Here is a 19362-nt window from a genome sequence, read left to right as displayed (position 1 = left end):
GCCTATCCGGATTCTTTGGACAGGCGGTGTTATTTTCATTCCAGATTGGCGTGGTTGCCGAACATCCGGGTGGAGGTCTGGCCGGTCTCTTCCATCATCCGCAGAATCACGGCATCGTAAAAGAGCAGCAGGGTCTGTTCAAACAGTGAAGCCATCGGCTGGATGGTGATATGACCTCCGTCCGTCTGTTCCTTGGGTGCACCCGGCAGCTTGACGGTTTGATCAGCCAGCCGGCCAATGGATGACTCCGGGGAAATCGTTACAGCCACAACGGCGGCTCCCGCTGCCTTAGCTTTGCCGGCCATGGTCAAGAGGCTGGCCGTCTCGCCGGAACCGGAGCCCAGCACCAGCACATCTCCCGGCCCGATCCCCGGTGTTACCGTTTCACCGACCACGTAGGCTTCCTTACCGGTGTGCATCAGCCGCATCGCGAAGGCCCGGCCCATAAGACCAGAGCGGCCGGCACCGGCGACGAAGACCTTGCCGGAGCGCAGCAGCAGCGCTGCCAGCTGCTCGGCCTCCGCTGTCTCAAGCTGTCCGACCGAACGCTGCAGCTCATTCACTATCTCCTGTGCATAGCTAACAGTATCCATAAAGGGATTAGGCCTGGCTGACCAGGCGCTTCATTTCCGCCGCCGCAGCCTTCTGATCGCTTTCACCGGTAATGCCGCCGCCAACGATCACCAGATCGGGGCCGGCTGCAATCACTTCAGGCAGCGTGCCCAGCTTGATGCCCCCGGCAATTGCCGTTTTGGCCTGCTTCACTACACTCTTGATGGCCTGCAGATCAGCGAAGGAGTTTTTGCCTTCAGCCTGATGGTCATACCCGGAATGCACACAGACATAATCCACACCAAGCGCGTCCACTTCGGCCGCTCTTCCCTTGATATCCTTGACGTTGATCAGGTCCACAAGAATCTCACGGCCGCTTTTCTTGGCTTCCTCTACAGCCCCTTTAATCGTTGAATCATCGGACACACCAAGTACGGTCACGATATCCGCGCCTGCTTCAGCCGCCTTCATCACCTCGTACCCGCCGGCATCCATAATTTTCAGATCTGCCAATACGGTCAATGCTGGAAAAGCTTCCTTCATCGCCTTCACCGCATGCAGGCCCTCATTAATAACAATCGGTGTTCCAATCTCCACAATATCTATGAATTCGGCTACCTCCGAGACAATATCCTTCGCCCCTTCAATATTTACAAGGTCCAGCGCCAATTGCAGCTTCATCTATTCGACTCCTTTTAATATATTTTAGTAAGTGCTTCACCTATTGTAGGTGCATAGATTCATTAAGGGAAGTAGGCACTTTGCCGTGTTGTAGTTACTCCAAGGATACTATTGTGCCTGGTAAAGGTCTGCTTAACGGGAGTGGTCCAGGAAACTCATGTTGGTTTTTTCAGAATTTTCGTAAATGTACTGCATTTTCATAAAAGCTGTGCTAACATACACCTTGTTTACAGCTGACAGGCAGCAAGAAATAACTAAAAGAAGGTGTGTAATGAACCAAACGAAACACCAGGAGTTTAATTTGATTAAGCTGACCTGGCCTATATTTCTCGAACTGTTCCTGTTTATGCTTATGGGAAGTGTGGATACGTTCATGATCAGCTCGGTATCGGATGATGCGGTGTCCGGTGTAGGCGCAGCCAATCAGATTATTACTATGGCTATCCTCGTGCTGAGCGTAATCGGCAACGGTGCAGCCATTGTCGTGTCCCAGTATCTCGGATCGAGGAGGCCCAAAGAGGCCGCAGAGGTCACCGGCAATGCCATAACATTAAATCTGGCCGTAGGCATTATTCTCAGTACAGCTCTGCTGTTCTTCGGAGGCTCGCTGCTGGGCGCGCTGAATGTCACAGGGGACATTCTCGTACACGCCAAGGTCTATATCCATATCGTCGGAGGCGGGATTTTCCTGCAGGCGCTGCTGAATGCCCTGGCAACGACCATCCGCACACACGGCTTTACCAAGCAGACCATGATGGTCTCCCTGCTGATGAATCTCATTCACGTAGCCGGTAATTATCTGCTGATCTTTGGACATTTCGGCCTGCCTGCGCTGGGTGTGCAAGGAGCAGCAATTTCCACGGTAGCCAGCCGTCTCATTTGCCTGATTCTCTTCTTCCTGCTGCTCTACAGAATTATGGAGGTGCGGGTAAAATGGACGTATTACATTCATCTTTCCAAAAAATATGTCATGCAAATTCTCAAAATCGGTATCCCGTCCGCGTTTGAATCGGTGATCTATCAATCCTGCCAGCTGATTTTCACCCTATATATTACGTATCTGGGCGCCGAAGCTATGGCTACCCGCCAATATGCGCTGAATATCTCCAGCTACATCTTCTTATTCAGCGTTGCTGTATCTATGGGAACCTCCATTATTGTAGGACATCTCGTCGGAGCAGGGCGGCCGGAGGAAGCTTACAAGCGGGTGTTCAACAGTGCAAAATGGGCGCTGCTCGTCACGGTGATTATTGATGCTGCCGTCATTTTCTTCCGTATTCCACTGATGGGTCTATTTACAGATAATATGAGTATCGTCACCATGGGTGCCCAGGTTATTCTGCTCAGTATCTTCCTGGAGACCGGACGAACCTGCAACCTTGTCATTATCAATTCCTTGCGCGCCTCGGGCGATGCCAAGTTCCCTGTCTATATGGGTCTTATATCGATGGTCTGCATCAGTCTGCCGCTCGGCTATGTGCTGGTATTCCAGATGCATTTGGGCCTGGCCGGAGTCTGGCTGGCTACTGCCTTTGATGAATGGCTCCGGGCGATCATCATGTATTTCCGCTGGAAGAGCCGGGCTTGGGAAAAGTATGGACTGATTGGGCACGAGTCTTCGGAGGCTGCTGTCCCTTCGGCCGCACCGGCACACTGATGTATAATGGAATAAAACAAGCGGTTCATCCCGATCTGTCCAGATCCAGAGAACCGCTTTTTATACATATAATTTTCCAATTTATAACAAAGGGAGAGAATGATTGCAATGACAATGAATGAGCGGAAAGAAGCAGAGAAAGAGCAATTCAATACCCTCGCCGCTGTCTGGAGCAATAGTGAGGAAGCAATTGGACAGGCCGAAAAAGTAGTCGCCGCCCTCGGTATACAAAGCGGCCAGAGTCTCATGGACGTGGCTTCCGGCAGCGGCGTCATTCTCCATGCGCTGAAGAAGCGGCAGATTGCTCCCCGGCGCTACTTGGCTATGGACATTTCCCCGGGAATGCTGGAGGAGCTGCGCAGAAGCTTCCCCGAGGCGGAGACGGACTGCGCCGATTTCGAGAGCCCGCTCGCTTACCATCCGGGCTTTGACCATGTGCTGATCTATAACAGCATCCCCCATTTCTCCAATCTGGATATGCTCTTCGCCAACGCCCAGCGGAGCCTGCTTCCTGGAGGCACCTTTGTGATCGCCCACTCCAGAACACGGCAGGGTCTGAAGGAGCATCATCAGCGCATCGGTTACATTAGCGAGCGTGAACCTATTCCCGCAAACGAAGAGCTGTCCCGTCTGGCGGCACAATATGCTTTTGACCAAGTTGTTACCTCGGATGATGAATTTTTCTATTTCTCTTGCCGCAGCAGGAGGTAGGTCTCTTTCTCCGCGACAGCTCTTGATACGCAGAAATGGGATCCCCGGCAAGCCGTCAATCCGGCTGTGGGACATCCCATTTCTCTAAAATGGGCTAAGGCTTCTACAGCCTCCAGAGCGCCAGTGAAGCCGCTGTAATCCACACACTGTTTATAAAATAATGCCTTGTATTTCCATTTATACACACATTGGCGTAGTTGCTCCAGTGGGGATGGGCCGGAATCGAAAGGGAGCCCTAGCACCACAGGAGACTTCCGTTTCCGCTAATCACCCGAATCTTCAGTTTCCTTTCTCCACCGCTTCTTTATGCTTGGCTGCGAACTGCTCCGGCGTTACCGCCTTGCCGAACAGTGCCTGAATCATATCCAGGTGGACCTGAGCGGCATTCGGCTTCATCTGCACATCCGCAAACAAAGTAATGCTGCTCGCATGATTGAGCTCGTTCAGCAAATCCACATACAACTGAGGCAGCTCGGAATTCGAGGTATCTACTTTGGTCGCCGGAATAACACCCGCCGTCGTTACAGAATCCTCGCCCCATTTGGATACGAAGTACTCGACGAAGGCTTTGGCTTCTTCCTTCACCTTGGAGGATTCAGCTATGAATAGGCCGACACCGGGACCGCCCACCCAGCTGTTGATATTTCCTTTTCCCCCATCCACGGTAGGGAACTTGAAGAACCCAACCTTGTCCTTAAATACCTGCGGGATATCCGGGTTGGTAGTAAAGTTGGGCAGCTCCCATGTTCCTGTCAGATACATAGCCGCTTTTTCATTCACGAACTCCGACTTGCCCTCCTCGTTCGACAATCCGTTGAAGCCCCTATTAAAAGCGTTCATGTCCACCAGAGTCTGCACTTCAGCCGCAGCCTTGATCAATCCCGGGTTAGCGAATGAACCTGAACCATCGGTTGCTTTCTTCAGGGTGTCGCTTCCCGCGATCCGGTCGGCCAGATACATATACCACAATGAGCCGGTCCAGCGGTCTTTGTTGCCCAAGGCGATAGAAGTTACTCCGTTATACGAGAGTATTCTCACAATTTGCTTGAATTCCTTATACGTGGTTGGAACCCGCAGACTGTATTTGGAAAAGATATCCTTGTTATAGTAAATAGGCGAGATGTTCAGCTCGATGGGCAGGGCATAAGTCTTGCCGTCCACTGCATAAGCTTCCGTAGTGCCGGCTACAAATTTGTCCTTCAGCTGCTCCCCGTACAGGATATCATCCAGCGGAGCGAACAATCCGCCCTTCACGTAAGGCTCCATGAAGCCTGCGGCCCAAGTAATGCCGACATCCGGCAGCTCGTTTGCGGCAGACAGCACCTTCAGCTTGTTCTTATACTGCTCATTCTCCAGCACTTCCTGCTTGATCGTGACGTTCGGATGCTCCTTCTGGTAATCGTCTATGATCTGTCCAACCAGTTTATTCTGCTGTGCCGAGCTGTCCGCCGGCCATAAATGCATCATCTTGAGGGTAACCTTTTGCGCCGGCGCGTCACCTGGTGTCTGGGACGCAGGGCTGGTCCCGGCTGAATTGCCCCCCCAACCGCAGCCCGGCAGAACGAGTGCCAGCATAAACGTCAATATCAGGCTTGGGGTTATTGTGTTCCTCCGCATTCCTATAACCTCCATGATTTGTTGTGCGGGCGAATGTAATCGTTCTCATACACACTCTAGCATCGCGGCCGGAGGACTATAAGATCACGCTCATTGGGTATAATTCCACTTTTATTGGATTTCGCTGTGCTCATCCTTCATTTGTTGGCGGTAGCGGCTTGGACTGATGTCTTCCAGGGACTTGAACACTTTGATAAAATATTTATCCGTGCGGTAGCCTACGCGCTCTCCGATCTCACCAATCGGCAGGCGCGTCTGCAACAGCAGCTCCTTGGCACGCTGAATTCGGATACGCGACAAATATTCGCTGAACGATACGCCAACCTGCTCTTTGAATAGCACGCTGAAGTAGCTGGCATTCAAGTGAATCAAGCCGGCTACTTCAGACAGGGTCAGCTGCTCGTGCAGATGCTGCTCTACATAGGCCAAGGCTTCCTTCACCGGTTCCCCCATTCCCGCCGTATCCGGATCGATCTCCATCAGCTTGTGATCCACCAGCTTCTCCAGCTTCTCGTGGCGCTGCTGCTCTTCTTCCTGCTTCAAAGCCGTCTCCACAACTTCTAGCAGTTCTCCCTTGTCCAGCGGTTTAAGCAGATAATTGAATGCTCCAAGCCTCAGTGCCTGCTGCACATATTCAAACTCAGCGTAGCCGGAGATGACAATAATGACCGGCTTCCGGGCTTCTCCCTTCAGGGAGCGGATCAGGTCCAGTCCACTGACCTCAGGCATGCGGACATCGGTAATCAGCAAATGCACACGTCCATGCTGCAGCCGTTCACGCGCGTCAATTCCGTTATCAGCCGTTTCTATGATGTAGCGGCCAGCCGCCCACACCTCCAGCGTCTGCCGGATGCCCTGCCGTGTTCTCGGTTCATCATCTACGATCAGTATTGTCCTATTGCCCAGATTCATAAGTATGTCCTCCATCATTCGGAATTTCAAAAGTGATCACCGTTCCCTCGGAACGGTTACTCTCAATGCGCATTCCCTCCATCTCCGTGCCTTCCGCTCTATAGTACAGCTTCAGACGCCGCTGGACATTTACAAGCCCTATTCCCGTACCCTTAGAAGAGATAGATGGACCGCCTTCCAGTGCAACGTATAATGACTTTAAGGTGTCGGAATCCATTCCCGGGCCGTCGTCCTGTATCGATATCCGGGTCCAGCCTTCACGCGTGGAGGGGGTGACAATAACACTGACTGCTCCGTTCCCTACCCGGCCCTCCACTCCGTGGAGAATCGCATTCTCGACGATCGGCTGAATAAGCAGCTTTGGCACAGGTACGGCCGCCTCAGGAAGCTCAAGCTGAATATTCCAGGACAGGCGGTCCCCCATCCGCATCTCCATAATTTTCAGATAACGCTTCACCTGCTCCATCTCTTCCCCAAGTGTAACCCATTCATCGGAGCTCGAATTTCCGATAATGTACCGGAACAGCCTGGACATGATAACCACAAGCCCGGCCAGCTCTTCTTCACCCTTCTCCTCAAGCGACCAGTTGAATGCCTCCAGCGTATTAAACAGGAAATGCGGGTTAATCTGCGCCTGCAGCGCCTTTAGCTCCGTACGGCTCTGTAGTACTTCTTTTTCATATACCACACGGATCAGATCATTCATATTGGCAATCATGCCATTGTACGTATAATTCAATTCCCTTAATTCCATTGTGGATACCGACTCTGAATTAGGGGTCAGAACCCCGAGTCTGGATTTACGCATTGCCCGAATCAGATGGATAATCGGCCTGGTAATCATCGTAGACAGCACAAAAGACAACAATAAAAACAGCAGCGTGCCGATTCCTCCCGAAACCAGTAATACGGTTCTAAGAATAGAGATACCTTTGGTAACATAGCTTACTGGAGTGAGCACCAGCAGTGTCCAGTTGGTCTTGTCCGAGCGCAGCTTCACCTGCACATATTCCTTATCCTGAAAGCTGACCGTCTGGTCCTCGCTGGCAAGCAGCGGCAGCAGCTCGGGCTTAGGCTCCTCACTGCCCCCGAGCAGTTGGCCTTCATCATTCACCAGCAGCACAGATTCGCCCCCGTCGCTGCCGGACAGCGGGTCATCGAGCTGGAAGTAGCTGCGCTGGATACGCGCGATTAAATAGCCGCCCCGTGAGAACCAGCGGTCCATCAGGCTCACCTGGCGGATGGCCAGAAGACTCCCGTCGTCATTGGGATCAACGCCGATCCAGACCAGCCTGCCCTTTTGAGTATTGGCTTCAGTGATGTAAGGATTGCTGATTCTTGTGCCAAGGCTGCCTTCCTTGATCGGGAACAGCAGCCGGTAGTCTGCCGTATACAGTTCCAGAGAACCCACACTCGGCATATAGGCCTGGTAGCTGGAGACAATCTGCAGCAGAGACTGCCGCTGGTTAAAAGACACGGATTTGCCGTTCAGCTCTTCCGTCAGCAGCTGCTGAACGGTCGGGTGATTCGCTACCTGCTCCGTCAGGCTGTCGATCTGGTCAATCAGCGCATCCAGCCTCCCGTTAGCTTGCACCGCAGTCTGCTGGATGTGCCGCTCTGCATTATTTTTCAGCAAAAACGAGACCCTGTTATACACAAATGCCCCGGACACAGCAATAATCACCAGCATAACCAGCAGAAACCCAATGAATATTTGATTGCGCAGCGTATTTAGTTCCTTTATTTTCCCATACACACAGGATTCCCTCTTTCACGTGGCAGCGTTTCCAACCTTATTCTCCAAAAGTTTCGCCAATTGTCAAGAACAAATGCCGCCCTCCGCCAGACGCACCAAAAAAACCCTTAAGCAGTTTCCCTTGGCAAGGGTTCTGTTAAGGGCCTTATTCACAAAAAAAATAGCCCGCTCCTCTAAAGGAACCGACTGCTAAATGATATTCTTAGTGCTGTCTAAATGTATAGATCGGCTTCTGAAGCGGCAGATTACGTAATCGTAATGCCCTTCTTGATCGCCTTCATGTCAAAATTCGTGTTCACAAGCATAGGCAGTATCTTCATGCTTCTAGTCATTGGAGAGTTACATTGCCAGCAGGTAGGTACATATTGAAAGGCAAAGTTATCGCGCATCCATCCTGAGCAATCCTCTTTGGTGCAGGACCAGATGGCTGTGTCTTCCTGTGGAAGATCCTCCAGTGCTTTTTTACGAAAATACATAAGTACCCCTCCTTGGTTCGAATTGAGAAGATGTCCACACCCCTTAACGGGCGTTATGGCAGGGCTGCAGCGGCTTGTTCGGTGTCAAAAAAAAAAGCTGCCCTCAACATGTGTTAAGGACAGCCTGATTTCAAAATTACAGTTTTACAACGTTTTCGGCTTGTGGTCCACGAGCGCCTTGAGTTACGTTGAACTCAACGCGTTGGCCTTCGTCCAAAGATTTGAAGCCGTCGCCAGTGATTGCGGAGAAGTGTACGAATACGTCGCTTCCGCCTTCAACCTCGATAAAACCGAAACCTTTGTCTGCATTGAACCATTTAACTGTACCTGTTTGCATGATATTACCTCCAAAATTTTATTTAACACATGTCCTTTTATTCCTACGTATTGTACGAACAAATAAAAATTCACACATTGGAAAAGGCTTCATACGCACAAATGATAACCCTTTACAATATGTGAATTAAGGTTTAACTTTATGTTTGAATTTATTGTATCACATTAATTCTCCGAAAGCAAAGGAATTGCTAAAAATAAAAATATTCTGCCCGGTCTGAGTCTTCCGCAAAGGCCGAAAACCGGGCAGCCGCAAGGGTTAGTCGATATATCCGGCTAGCCCTTTATCCATTAAATAATCCATTTCAGCATCGAGGATGCTCTCTACAGTCAGTTCATCCAGCTTCACATCACGCTGGGCGACGATATAATCCACCAGATCATCGTTATCGATGTCTACCTCACCTTTGGCATTTGCTTTGGCCTTGTTGATAAAGGTCTGCTCATGCTTCAGCACCAGCTCAATCAGCTTCGGGTCGACTTTGGTCTCCGCAGCCAACACCTCCAGCAGCTCCTGCTCATTCACTTGATCACTCATATTCGTATAGTCAGCTCCTCTGGCATTTATGCACAGCTATTGTACCACAAGTCCTTACTCCGTCCCGCCTCTTACTTCCACCATGCCAGTGTAGGGACCTCGGCAGAACCCGCATAGACCGGCTCGCCGATACGCGGTGTAGCCAGACGCACATTCTGCGCCTTCGCCGCTGCGAAGACACGCTCCACCGGATCAGTCCAGTCATGCATCGACAGGGTAAATGCCGCCCAATGGATCGGAATCATGAGGGCGCCGCGCACATCCAGATGCGCCTGAACCGTCTGTTCCGGAAACATATGAATATCCGCCCAGCGCGGATCGTATTGACCGCATTCCATCAGCGTCAGATCAAAGGGTCCATACTTCTCGCCAATCTCGGCAAAGTGGGGGCCATAGCCGCTGTCCCCGCTGAAGAAGATCTTCGTCTCCGCCCCCCGGATAATCCATGAGCACCAGAGGGTGGAATTGCGGTCCAGCAGGCTGCGCCCGGAGAAATGCCGCGCCGGAGCGCTGGTCAGCGTAAGCCCTGCATACCGGATTTCATCCCACCAGTCCTGTTCACGAATGTTCTCCCGGCTCACCCCCCAGCGCTGCAGGTGTGCGCCGACGCCAAGCGGTACAATGAACATGCCCACCTTGTCCTTCAACTGCTTGATCGTGCCGTAGTCGAGGTGGTCATAATGGTCATGGGAGAGCAATACGGCATCGATGTGAGGCAGCTCCGAAATCTGGGCCGGCAGCTGCTTGCTGTATCGACGTCCCCCGACAAATGGAAAAGGGGATGGAGAGCGGCCCAGCATCGGATCAAGGAATAGCGTCACTCCATCTATCTCCAGCAGGACAGCGGAATGTCCAAACCAGGTCACCCGGGTGTCTCCGGTCGCCTGAATCGAACCGGGCAGGAGCTTCTCCGGAATCAGGGGCTGCTGCGGCCGCGAGCGGGGATTGCCTTTGATGAAATCCTTGAGAATGGATAAGCCGCCTCCAGCGCTGTTTTCCATCATCACAGTTGCTGCAGGATACACAAATTTGCCATCCTTGTAATTCAGCGAGCGGCTGATCATCCGCTTTTCCTCCTTGGAGGCTCTGCGGCCAAAGGAAGGATAAAAGGTCATTACAACGTAAGCCAACACGGCCAGCGCCACAAGGAAAACAGCGATAATAATTAAGGTCATGGTCCAGCCCTTCTCTCCCACATATTAAGATCTTAGGCATATTATAAATCTGGCCGGAACCGGGAGCAAATGTACCGCCAGTAATCCAGAAAGCTACAGGTTCCAGCCAGGGATTTTGCGCAAATCGCCATCCCAGATTTGGACGGTGCTCTGCACCGGAACGTCAGCCGGAGAGGAAGCCGTACGAATGAAGCAGGAATCAATTCCCACTGCCGCCGCACCTGTCATGTCTGTACGCGGATCATTGCCGATCATAACAGCCGAGCTTAGATCAGCCCCGTACTTCTCTGTCAAATAGCGGTAAAACAGCGGATCAGGTTTGCTGATGCCTGCCTCCGAGGATATCGCAACCCCGTCGAATAAATGCAGAATACCCAGCATGGTCAGTTCTGCTTCGATGAAGGTTTTCTGGCCGTTGGAGAGCAAGAACACCTTCTTGCCCCGCGATCTCAGGTGCCGCAGTATTTCCTCAACCCCGTCATACAGGGAGATCTTAATCATGGATAAGGTGCGCAGCCATCTTACGGTTTCGTGCAGCCAGGCTTGTCCAGGGTTCCCGCCCAAATACCGGGCTACCTCCCGGAAGACCTCCTCCATCACAAAATCCGGGAACTCACAGTGCTGTGCAGCAGCGGCAAGCTGACGATCCCGTTCCAGCAGAAACCGCTGCTGCAGCTCCTCTCCGGTAATAGTCAGGCCATGATAACCGAAGTGGAGCGCGAGCCGCTCCCAGACTCCGGGTTGCTCCTCGTCCGTCTTAATGTCAATCAGCGTGCCATATAGATCAAAAATATATGTCTGATACATAGTTCCCCTCCTAAGCGTCTGTATTGAAGCTATTGTTAATATTTTCATTCTAAACGGATATGGGACTTATGCAACAAAATCCCATATCCTGACGTTTAGAGGTTAATAGACCCGGCACCAGAGAATCTGAACCAAAGGAGCATCCGTCATGAACGTCATCCTAAAAACAAGTGCTATCCTGCTAACCCTGTCGCTTGCCCTTACCACCGGAGGGGTCTCTGCTGCCCCTAGCGCTTCATCCACACACTTCAGCGCCGTAAAGGCATCCTCATCTGTGGCTGCTATATTCTCGATATCCCTGAGCGGGACTGCTCTTTCGGAGTCCGGCTACCAGCCTTCCGGCAGCAAAGAGCCGCTGGTTCCTCTTCGCGCTGTTGCCGGTGCGCTTGGCTTCACGGTCGCCTGGAATGCGCAGACGAAGGCCGTAGACCTGAATAAGGGGAGCATTTTCACTACAGTAAAAAGTGGCCAAGACCGTTATACAATCAATAAAAGATACATCACACTCGGTACAGCTCCGCAAACAAAGCAGGGCAAGCTGTATGTCCCCGCCTCTTTTATAAGTAAAGTGCTGCGGCAAGCGGTAACCGTGGAGGGACAACAGATTCTGATTCGTCCGGCAGCAGATGGTCTCAGTGAGACCGGCGTGATTACTTCTATTACCGATGCGGACAACTACCAGGCCGTGCATATCCGGGGGATCGGTACAGAGGGAATCGTTCTGAACGTTGGGAAGGATACCCGGCTTGTCCGCAAAGACGGCTCGGCGCTGGCCTTCAACGAGCTTCACATCGGCATGACTATTGAGGCTCAGCACTCCCTGATCTCTACCCGCAGCTTGCCTCCGCAAACTCCGGCCTACCAGATTACTGTACTGGACGCGGAATCACCAGACGAATTTCTGGGCACGGCAGGCACCATCCAGCAAGTCATTACCGCCGGGGATGGTACAGCCAGCATCCGTATCCGCGGCAGTGCACTGAGCGGGAAATCACAAAATGAAGTTGTGCTTCGCCTGACGGAGGCTACTGTTATCATCAATTCAAGCGGAGAAGCTGTATCTTCCGCCGATCTCACCGAGGGCGCCAAGGTTATCGGGTTCTATAGTCCCTTCCTGACCCGAAGCCTGCCTCCAACGGGAACGGCCCTGAAGGTGGTCTTGGAGACGGAGTAACATTAGGCTTGTGCGCTCGCAATAGCGTGAACCCTATAAATCCTTGTATTTCAAAAAAAAGCCGCGGTGCTCTGCAAAATTGCAGAGTCGCGGCTATTTGATAGGTGCCTCAAATCATTTATTCTATGTACTCATCCTTTAAGTGCTTCCCGAATGGCCGGCTCGCGGCCCAGCGTAACTCTGTTCTTGCCGGTGGCCTTGGATAGATACAGCGCTTCATCGGCCTGGCGGTACAGATCCTCAAAGGTTACATCGCTGCGCTCCGTAAAGGCAATTCCGATGCTGACCGTAAGCCTGATACTGTGTCCCTCGCCCAGATGGACCACATGCCCGCCCATCGTTTCCCGGAAGCACTCTGCCTCTTTCAGTGCCTCGTTCTCACTGCCTGTGAAGAAGCACACGGCGAACTCTTCGCCGCCCACCCTGCCAGCAATCCCCTTATTCTCATATTCCGCAAGGATCTTGCGGGAGAAGTTCACCAGTGCCAGATCGCCAGCCATATGCCCGTATGTATCGTTAATCAATTTAAAATCGTCTATGTCGAACAGAAGCAGTGCTAGTCCCGCTCCGTCCCGTACAGGATACTGCTGTAACAGACGCATGAAGTGCCTCCGGTTATAGAGGCCGGTCAGATCATCCACTGTCGCCTGATGGAGCAGTTCACGTTCATAACGTTTCTTCTCGCTGAGGTCACTGAATACCATGAGCATCCCCGTAGTTTCGGCCTTGCCCCGTTCAGTGGCAATGAGAGAGACGCCAAACCAGGCACCCTCCTCGCCAGGCGCTTTAATTTCGAATTGCCCCTCGATGCGTTTGGAATATTGTGATGCGATATCTTCATAGCGGTTCAGCAGCAGATGGATACTCCTGCCCATCCAGGTGTTGTTCCTGGGCTCCTGCTGCTCTTTCAGCAAGCTGCGCAGCATAGAGTCAGCTGCCTCATTTATATCAATAATGTTGTCATAGCGGTCCGTCAGCACAATGCCGTCTTTCATATTCTCAAAGATTTTACTCTTGGCCAGAGGATACAGCGACAGCCGCGGATCGCGGAAAATGCTGAGGTATCCGGCAAGAATCGGCGGCAGATAAGTAAATGCCGTGAAGCCTGTAATGGTAATTCTGAGAAGCGGCAGCAAAAACACTGATAGAACCGGAATCAGCAGCCCTCCCAGCAACATTAGATTCCGGCGAAAATAATATTTGGGGGAGTTCAGTAAGGATAAAGCCAGTAAATAAACAGCATATAACCCGAACATCTGGTCATAGGCAATCAGTATCATACTCAGCACCGTGGGATGAACTACTATTCCGGTGACGCCCGCCACGGTGGCAAGTCCTATCCCGCTGCGCATCAGGTGATGATACGAATCGGTAAAGATCAGCGCCACATCCAGGGCAACCGGAATGCAGAAGAGGGCAAGCCTCCTGGCCAGCCCCTCCACAGAACGGGACACATACTCTTTGATTACCGCGTAAGTAAAGATCGTGCTTAGAAATAGCGGGGGCTGCTGCAGATTCTTCCACCAAAGCTTGGCCTGAAAAGAAACCGATATGATCTCTCCGGCTGTAGCCGCAAAGATCAAGCTGACCAGCAGCATTAAGATCCATAAATAACGTCTTCCCGGCGTGGAGCGGTACTTATATGAACTGACACCCATATAGAGACTTAGAACACAGCCCATCAATAGATAAAACGGATAACCCTGCATCCACGGCATGTCATATTTCTCCTATTTTTGAGATCACTTTGCCTTATTATATCCTACTCTTTCACACAAATGAATGATACTTACAAAAACTCCGGATGTCACGGGACATTTGCTTCGCGTACAGGTCAAAGGGAACCACTGGTTCTTCAGCCAGCTCTGTGCCTTCGAAACACAACGAAGACCCTGCGGGCAGCCCGCAGAGTCTTCAAAAGGTGAGAAGTGAATGTTTAGTTATGCCAGGTTCCAGAGGCTAGGGTACTTTTCCGGTAAACAATCGACGCCATCTCGATTTGTTTTTGCCTTTCAGATAGTACATGGGTGAAATCAACTACCTTTCGGAAAACACATTACATGCCGTTCCAAACGCTATAATTGACACCTTCCACTTCCCACCTGCTTATTATTACCCGAAATCTGCGGTTGATAAGCAGCTTGTACAAAAAAAAGAGGATCTCCCATCCGCCATCTGCATGGCTGCGGAATATCCTCTGTGGCCAAACTATTATTTCTTCTGAGCCAACCGTTGTTTGAACTTGTCAACACGGCCGCCAGTTTCGGTATCTCTTTGTTTACCAGTGTAGAACGGGTGGGATGCGGAGCTGGAGTCCACACGGATCACTGGATAAGTGTTGCCGTCTTCCCATTCCATAGTTTCACCGGACGATTTAGTGGACGAGCTCAGGAATTTGAAACCTACGCTGGCATCCAGGAAAATCACCTGGTTGAATTTAGGGTGTATGCCTTCTTTCATTGTAGTAACCTCCTTCCCGTACATATACAATCTCTATGGCAAAATGAAGCGATCTCTAGGGAGATAACTAAATCCACAGATTTACACGCCATACTATCATACGTGATCTGGAGCGTGGAGTCAACCATCAAAATCAATACTCAGCCCAGTTAGAGCGGCTTCACCATTCCACCATCAATCAGCAGGGTCTAGAGCCAGGCTCGCGGGAGCCGCCAGCATGCTTATCGCCATCTATACTGATACGGACTACTTATCGGCTATACATCATACTCCAGCTGCTTCTTGGCCTGAACAATAAAGTCTAACGGATTCTCTATCGTTGCTTCCTCATATTGCACGGCTCCGATTTTCAGCCCCAGATTGACCTTATATTTCTTAGAGAACTCCGTGTCATTCAATTCCTGCAGCTTGAATTTAATCCGTTCGATTACAATCTTGGCCCCTTCACGGTCCGTGAACAGCAGAAGCCCCCAGGTGGCTTCCTCCTTGTCCAGCAAATACAGCGCATCATTGGTGCGGATACTGGATTGACTAAGCTGGGAGACATCATAGATCGCGTCGGATAACTGATCTTCAGGAATCAGACGGCGGATTTCGCTCCAGTACTTCACCTTGACCACCAGCAGGGTCAGCGGAATGCTGTAGCGGGTAGAAATCCCTGTGAACAGACTGGCGTCCTTCTGAAAAGATATCGTGTTGCGCAAATCGGTGTTCTCGTCTACAGTGGCGAGATTAGCCGTTCGTTTCTCCAGCCGCTCGTTCTCGGCCTGCAGCTCCCGGGTAGTGGAGGTGAATACCCACAGCACCACCGTAAGCAGCGGAGTCATCACCAGCCAAAAATACGTATTGACACCAATGGTCTCCCCCTCCGACACCGTCTGGTAGAGAACAAAAAAGCCGTATCCGAAGATAAATGCAAGATTAAGCACCAGCCCGGCGGTTACGTTGGTGAAATAGGTGACCAGTGCCAGCAGAAAAGCGATATTTAAAATAATAATATTCTGGATGTAATGATCTGAAGAGCCTGCGATAAACACGATACATATGAAGATCAGCACCAGGAATACCAAAAAGGCTATATCGGAAAACAGGCTGCTGCGGTTACGTCTCATGCTTATCACCACGTTTCTTCATATGTTTACGGAGGAGCAGAAGCAGCGACACGATCATAAGCATGACCGCAAGCACGACAGCCACTACGAATCCCAGCACATCGCTACGGTCTGTAATCTGTGTAATCACGGAGTCCTTGGCTGCTCCGGTAATCGTTTTGAAGCGGTACGCGCTGACATTGCCGTCTTTGTCGGCGGTGACGCTGTCGCCATATACCTTCCACTTGTCTTTTTCGCTGGCGATCAGCTTGGAGACCAGATAGATATCCTCCGTACTGGCTCCGGTCACCGCCATAAAGCCCCGTCCGCTCTGATAAGGGGACTCCAGCAGCTGCAATGTGCCGATCTCTGCCCCATACTGCTCATCAATGCTCATCTTCTCATTAGAGATGAACGAGGACCCGTCCTTGCTGTACCGGAAGTACAGCTTGTCATTGTTGTCACGAATGACCTTATTATTCTTATAAGAGCCGATAGCGATAATATTATTGTCCTTCAGGTTATCCGCACCGACAGTATCGGTGTAATAGTGGATATCTCCTGTATTTCCGCCCGCATATTGGCCCAGCAGATTGAAGACATTCGACAGGCTTAGGTAAGAGTAGTTATCCATCTTCTGGGGCAGTACAACCGCCACATGGTTGAAGATTTCATCACGCAGGAACGGATACGGGTAATTATTGAACAGCAGATCCGTCCGGTCCTTGGTATTCAGATGCATAGCCGTTTCCTTGCTGATATAGGCCCAAGGCATTTGTCCCGTATTCGGGGTACAGATGGCATTCTGCATCTCCAGGTCGAAGGCCACCGTCACTGAGAAGTTGCCGGTGATATTCAGACTCTGCGGAATGGCCAGATTCAGTATATCGCCGTTCGCCAGCTCCTTGGTCAGCTTTTTGCTGCCGACCGGAGTATTATTAATGCTCACCGTTACCAGCGAGCGGTCGAAATCCAGATTCTCCGCATAGCGGAAATCCAGGCTGATCTTGCCGGAATCGGCAATCGAGCGGTTCGACGGCAGAGATACGAAATAGGTCTGCTCCTGATGGTTCGGACCAGTCAGCTTGTCTCCGGTTTCGGTAAAGGTCACGTTAGAGCTGATGGCAAAAGCGGGAGACGACACATCGGTGGCCTCATCCACAACCTTAGTGTCGCTGCTGATCTGGCTGACGAGCTGCCGGCTGGCGAGGAGCCGTCCGGCCTTGATCAGCAGGCTCTCATCCTTGGAAGTGACCACCAGGGTAGGCCGCGTATTCTTGTTCACCAATTGGATCAGGGCATGTCCCGCCAAGTCCACGGAAGAATCCAGCTGCTGCTTCAATTCACCCGGTACACGGTCCGCCAGGGCAACCAGAATCACGAGTCCCTTGTCCTTAACCGATTCTTCCCTGTAAGGCAGCAGCGGCAGGGTTGTGCCCGGCAAGGTATTTGCCTTGGCGAAGCCGGATAAGGCATAGGTGGCCGCCTCCAGCTCGGAACCACTGGCATTGTCCGGTACGCTCAGGAGGCTTTGGCCTTTTTTCACATAATCCATACCGGAGAAACGCTCGCTGAAATCGCCGATGCCGCCGCTCAGAGCCTTGGTGGTATAGGATACCGCAACATCAGAGGTATTGAACAGATGCAGCCAGTTATCCGGTGTATTGTCCACGTAGCAGACCTGATTATTCTCCTTCGCTGTCCGCAGATACCCCTGAATGCTTAGCGTGTTTACCCCATTCTTCAGGAAGCTCTTAGGTGCGTTAACGGATATACTTTGTTCCCCGTTGTTTTGCAGAGAGGGTCTGAAGGAGTAGAAAGGGCTGCCGTTCAGCGACAGCGTAACACTGGAGATCTGATCCGCTGTTATTTGCGAAATCTGAAAATGCAGATTGACCTTCAGGCCCTCGACATTCCAGTAGTCCATTACTGTAAAATACTGCTGTTGCGAGCTTGTTCCCTGAAGTGAACTGTCAGTTCCGGTAAATGCGGTCTCATAGATCAGCTTTTCGCCAACCGGGACCGCTGCAGCTGCAGAAGCCGCCCGGATCGGGATCAGGAAAAGGGAGAGGCAGAGCACCCATATCATCATCTGTTTTTTGTTCATCGTCTTGGTCTCCTGTATCACTGATTTCTTGTCCTGCTGGTGTCTTAGTATCGTTCCGTTTTGTACCACTTGGCTTCCCTTTTGAAGATGACGTCTTTCAGATAGTTGTATAGCCCATAAGCGGCAACGACCATCCACAGCTGGCAGTAGGATACATACATCAGCATAATGATCCACAGGTTGGACAGGCTCATCTCGCCTTTTTCTGTCGTGAGTGTGACGAAAATGCCCACTACGAACAGAATAACTGCGAGCAGCCACAGGAAGCTGCTGAGTCCGGCTATGGTGGTATGCACATAGCCCATCGCATGCAGCACGAGCAGCAGATCGGAGGTGACCAGCGAGATCAGCAGCAGGAAGTAGATGGACAGGTAATACAGGATATCGAAGCGGATTTTGGCTGCCGAACGGTCGAAGAGCAGAGGGATATTTTTGACAATGACATAGATATTGCCCTTGGCCCAGCGCGTGCGCTGCTTGAACCAGACCTTCACCGTCTGCGGTTCCTGCTCCCAGGTGACCGATTTGGGCTGGAATTTGATCCGGTAGCCCATCATATAAATGCGGAAGCTGATCTCCGTATCCTCAGCGATTGCTTTGACGTCCCAGCCGCCAATGCTCTCCACAATCGACCTGCGCATAATGAAGTTGGTGCCAGGGATCGTGCACAGCTTGAACAGCTTCCAGCGCCCGGCCTGGGCCATCCATTGAAAGGACAGCGTCTCAATATTAATAAACCGGGTGAGCAGGCTTGCATTGCGGTTGCGGGTCCGGAATTTGCCGATCACCGCGCCCAGCGTGGCATCATTCATGATTTCGGCGACGAGATACCTCAGTGCGGTCCGCTCCGGTGTATTATCTGCATCATAGATAGCGATCAATTCGCCTCTGCTGCGGGTGAAGCCGATGTTCAGCGCATTGGACTTCCCTTTGCCGCCTGTGACCGCATCCGTGTTGATAATGATCAGATTCCGTCCCGGGACGCGGCTCTGAATATGGCCCAGCAGCTCGGCACTGTTGTCGGACGAATTGTCGTTAATCACAATAATCTCGTACCGGTCATGCGGGTAATCCAGCGCCAGCAGGGATTCGACGGTTTTGCTGATGACAACACCCTCATTGTGGGCCGGTACCATAATCGTAACGAAAGGATACTCGCCCTTAATCTCCGGAACATCTTCATTTTCGGTTGTAATGTAATACAGATAGCCCGCTATAATCAGAGCCACATTGACCAGCAGCAGGGACCAGATGCAGATCACCGCAATTACCATCAGCACATCTGAGATCGTCATGTTTTCTCCTAGCTCCT

Annotated in this window: 18 protein-coding genes; 3 read left to right on the top strand and 15 right to left on the bottom strand. The window is 51.5% G+C overall.

The genetic code is table 11. From position 1 onward, the window contains the following. Positions 1–35 precede the first annotated feature (35 nt). Positions 36–593 (bottom strand): 6-phospho-3-hexuloisomerase, encoded by a 558-nt coding sequence (hxlB, locus tag A3844_RS31410; RefSeq protein ID WP_074088425.1) that lies wholly within the window; start codon positions 591–593, stop codon positions 36–38. A 7-nt stretch (positions 594–600) separates the two neighbouring features. Next, entirely contained in the window at positions 601–1233 is a 633-nt protein-coding gene (gene hxlA, locus A3844_RS31405) for a 3-hexulose-6-phosphate synthase (RefSeq protein ID WP_074088424.1), read from the bottom strand. Positions 1234–1441: 208 nt separating this feature from the next. On the opposite strand from hxlA, the gene A3844_RS31400 reads away from it, so the two are divergent. Further along, positions 1442–2890 (top strand): MATE family efflux transporter, encoded by a 1449-nt coding sequence (locus tag A3844_RS31400; RefSeq protein WP_425270631.1) that lies wholly within the window; start codon positions 1442–1444, stop codon positions 2888–2890. A 108-nt stretch (positions 2891–2998) separates the two neighbouring features. Then, complete coding sequence (locus A3844_RS31395; protein WP_167374796.1) at positions 2999–3601, top strand: class I SAM-dependent methyltransferase; 603 nt, start codon at positions 2999–3001, stop codon at positions 3599–3601. A 279-nt stretch (positions 3602–3880) separates the two neighbouring features. Here A3844_RS31395 and A3844_RS31390 read toward each other — a convergent pair whose 3' ends face one another. The 8 genes from A3844_RS31390 to A3844_RS31355 all read right to left on the bottom strand — a co-directional run bounded on the left by A3844_RS31390 (position 3881) and on the right by A3844_RS31355 (position 11218). Further along, complete coding sequence (locus tag A3844_RS31390; protein WP_074109562.1) at positions 3881–5218, bottom strand: extracellular solute-binding protein; 1338 nt, start codon at positions 5216–5218, stop codon at positions 3881–3883. A 111-nt stretch (positions 5219–5329) separates the two neighbouring features. Then, entirely contained in the window at positions 5330–6130 is an 801-nt protein-coding gene (locus tag A3844_RS31385) for a response regulator transcription factor (RefSeq protein ID WP_074088421.1), read from the bottom strand. Then, positions 6114–7820: a cache domain-containing sensor histidine kinase gene (locus A3844_RS31380; RefSeq protein WP_083607146.1), complete on the bottom strand. Its 1707-nt coding sequence runs from the start codon at positions 7818–7820 to the stop codon at positions 6114–6116. Before A3844_RS31380 ends, A3844_RS31385 begins: the two co-directional genes overlap by 17 nt. 311 nt (positions 7821–8131) lie before the next feature. Next, positions 8132–8362: a cold-shock protein gene (locus tag A3844_RS31375; RefSeq protein ID WP_074088419.1), complete on the bottom strand. Its 231-nt coding sequence runs from the start codon at positions 8360–8362 to the stop codon at positions 8132–8134. Positions 8363–8498: 136 nt separating this feature from the next. After that, entirely contained in the window at positions 8499–8699 is a 201-nt protein-coding gene (locus A3844_RS31370; protein ID WP_019914790.1) for a cold-shock protein, read from the bottom strand. A 258-nt stretch (positions 8700–8957) separates the two neighbouring features. Beyond that, positions 8958–9236 (bottom strand): hypothetical protein, encoded by a 279-nt coding sequence (locus tag A3844_RS31365; RefSeq protein WP_074088418.1) that lies wholly within the window; start codon positions 9234–9236, stop codon positions 8958–8960. A 71-nt stretch (positions 9237–9307) separates the two neighbouring features. After that, positions 9308–10411, bottom strand: a complete 1104-nt coding sequence (locus A3844_RS31360) for an MBL fold metallo-hydrolase (RefSeq protein ID WP_074109561.1) — start codon at positions 10409–10411, stop codon at positions 9308–9310. Between the two features lie 93 nt (positions 10412–10504). Then, the gene (locus tag A3844_RS31355) at positions 10505–11218 is read right to left on the bottom strand and encodes an HAD family hydrolase (RefSeq protein WP_074088416.1); all 714 of its coding nucleotides are present in this window, start codon (positions 11216–11218) and stop codon (positions 10505–10507) included. Between the two features lie 148 nt (positions 11219–11366). Between A3844_RS31355 and A3844_RS31350 the strand changes: the two genes are divergently transcribed. Next, positions 11367–12392, top strand: a complete 1026-nt coding sequence (locus A3844_RS31350; protein ID WP_074109560.1) for a copper amine oxidase N-terminal domain-containing protein — start codon at positions 11367–11369, stop codon at positions 12390–12392. Between the two features lie 131 nt (positions 12393–12523). Here the strand turns inward: A3844_RS31350 and A3844_RS31345 are convergent, their stop codons facing one another. The 5 genes from A3844_RS31345 to A3844_RS31325 form a co-directional block, all read right to left on the bottom strand. After that, entirely contained in the window at positions 12524–14110 is a 1587-nt protein-coding gene (locus A3844_RS31345; RefSeq protein WP_074109559.1) for a histidine kinase N-terminal 7TM domain-containing diguanylate cyclase, read from the bottom strand. A gap of 493 nt (positions 14111–14603) precedes the next feature. Continuing rightward, positions 14604–14852, bottom strand: a complete 249-nt coding sequence (locus A3844_RS31340; RefSeq protein WP_074088414.1) for a type B 50S ribosomal protein L31 — start codon at positions 14850–14852, stop codon at positions 14604–14606. A 257-nt stretch (positions 14853–15109) separates the two neighbouring features. After that, positions 15110–15964, bottom strand: coding sequence for a diguanylate cyclase domain-containing protein (locus tag A3844_RS31335; protein WP_074109558.1), 855 nt, complete (start codon positions 15962–15964; stop codon positions 15110–15112). Further along, positions 15954–18050 (bottom strand): cellulose biosynthesis cyclic di-GMP-binding regulatory protein BcsB, encoded by a 2097-nt coding sequence (locus A3844_RS31330; RefSeq protein ID WP_074109557.1) that lies wholly within the window; start codon positions 18048–18050, stop codon positions 15954–15956. The genes A3844_RS31335 and A3844_RS31330 overlap by 11 nt, the downstream gene beginning before the upstream one ends. Before the next feature lie 44 nt (positions 18051–18094). Further along, positions 18095–19345, bottom strand: a complete 1251-nt coding sequence (locus A3844_RS31325) for a glycosyltransferase family 2 protein (protein ID WP_074109556.1) — start codon at positions 19343–19345, stop codon at positions 18095–18097. Between the last annotated feature and the right edge of the window lie 17 nt (positions 19346–19362).

The organism is Paenibacillus helianthi (assembly GCF_001909055.1).
Lineage (GTDB): Bacteria > Bacillota > Bacilli > Paenibacillales > Paenibacillaceae > Paenibacillus_AQ > Paenibacillus_AQ helianthi.
The sequence above is the reverse complement of the archived record's forward strand: the minus strand, read 5'-3'. Positions and strand labels throughout refer to the sequence as shown.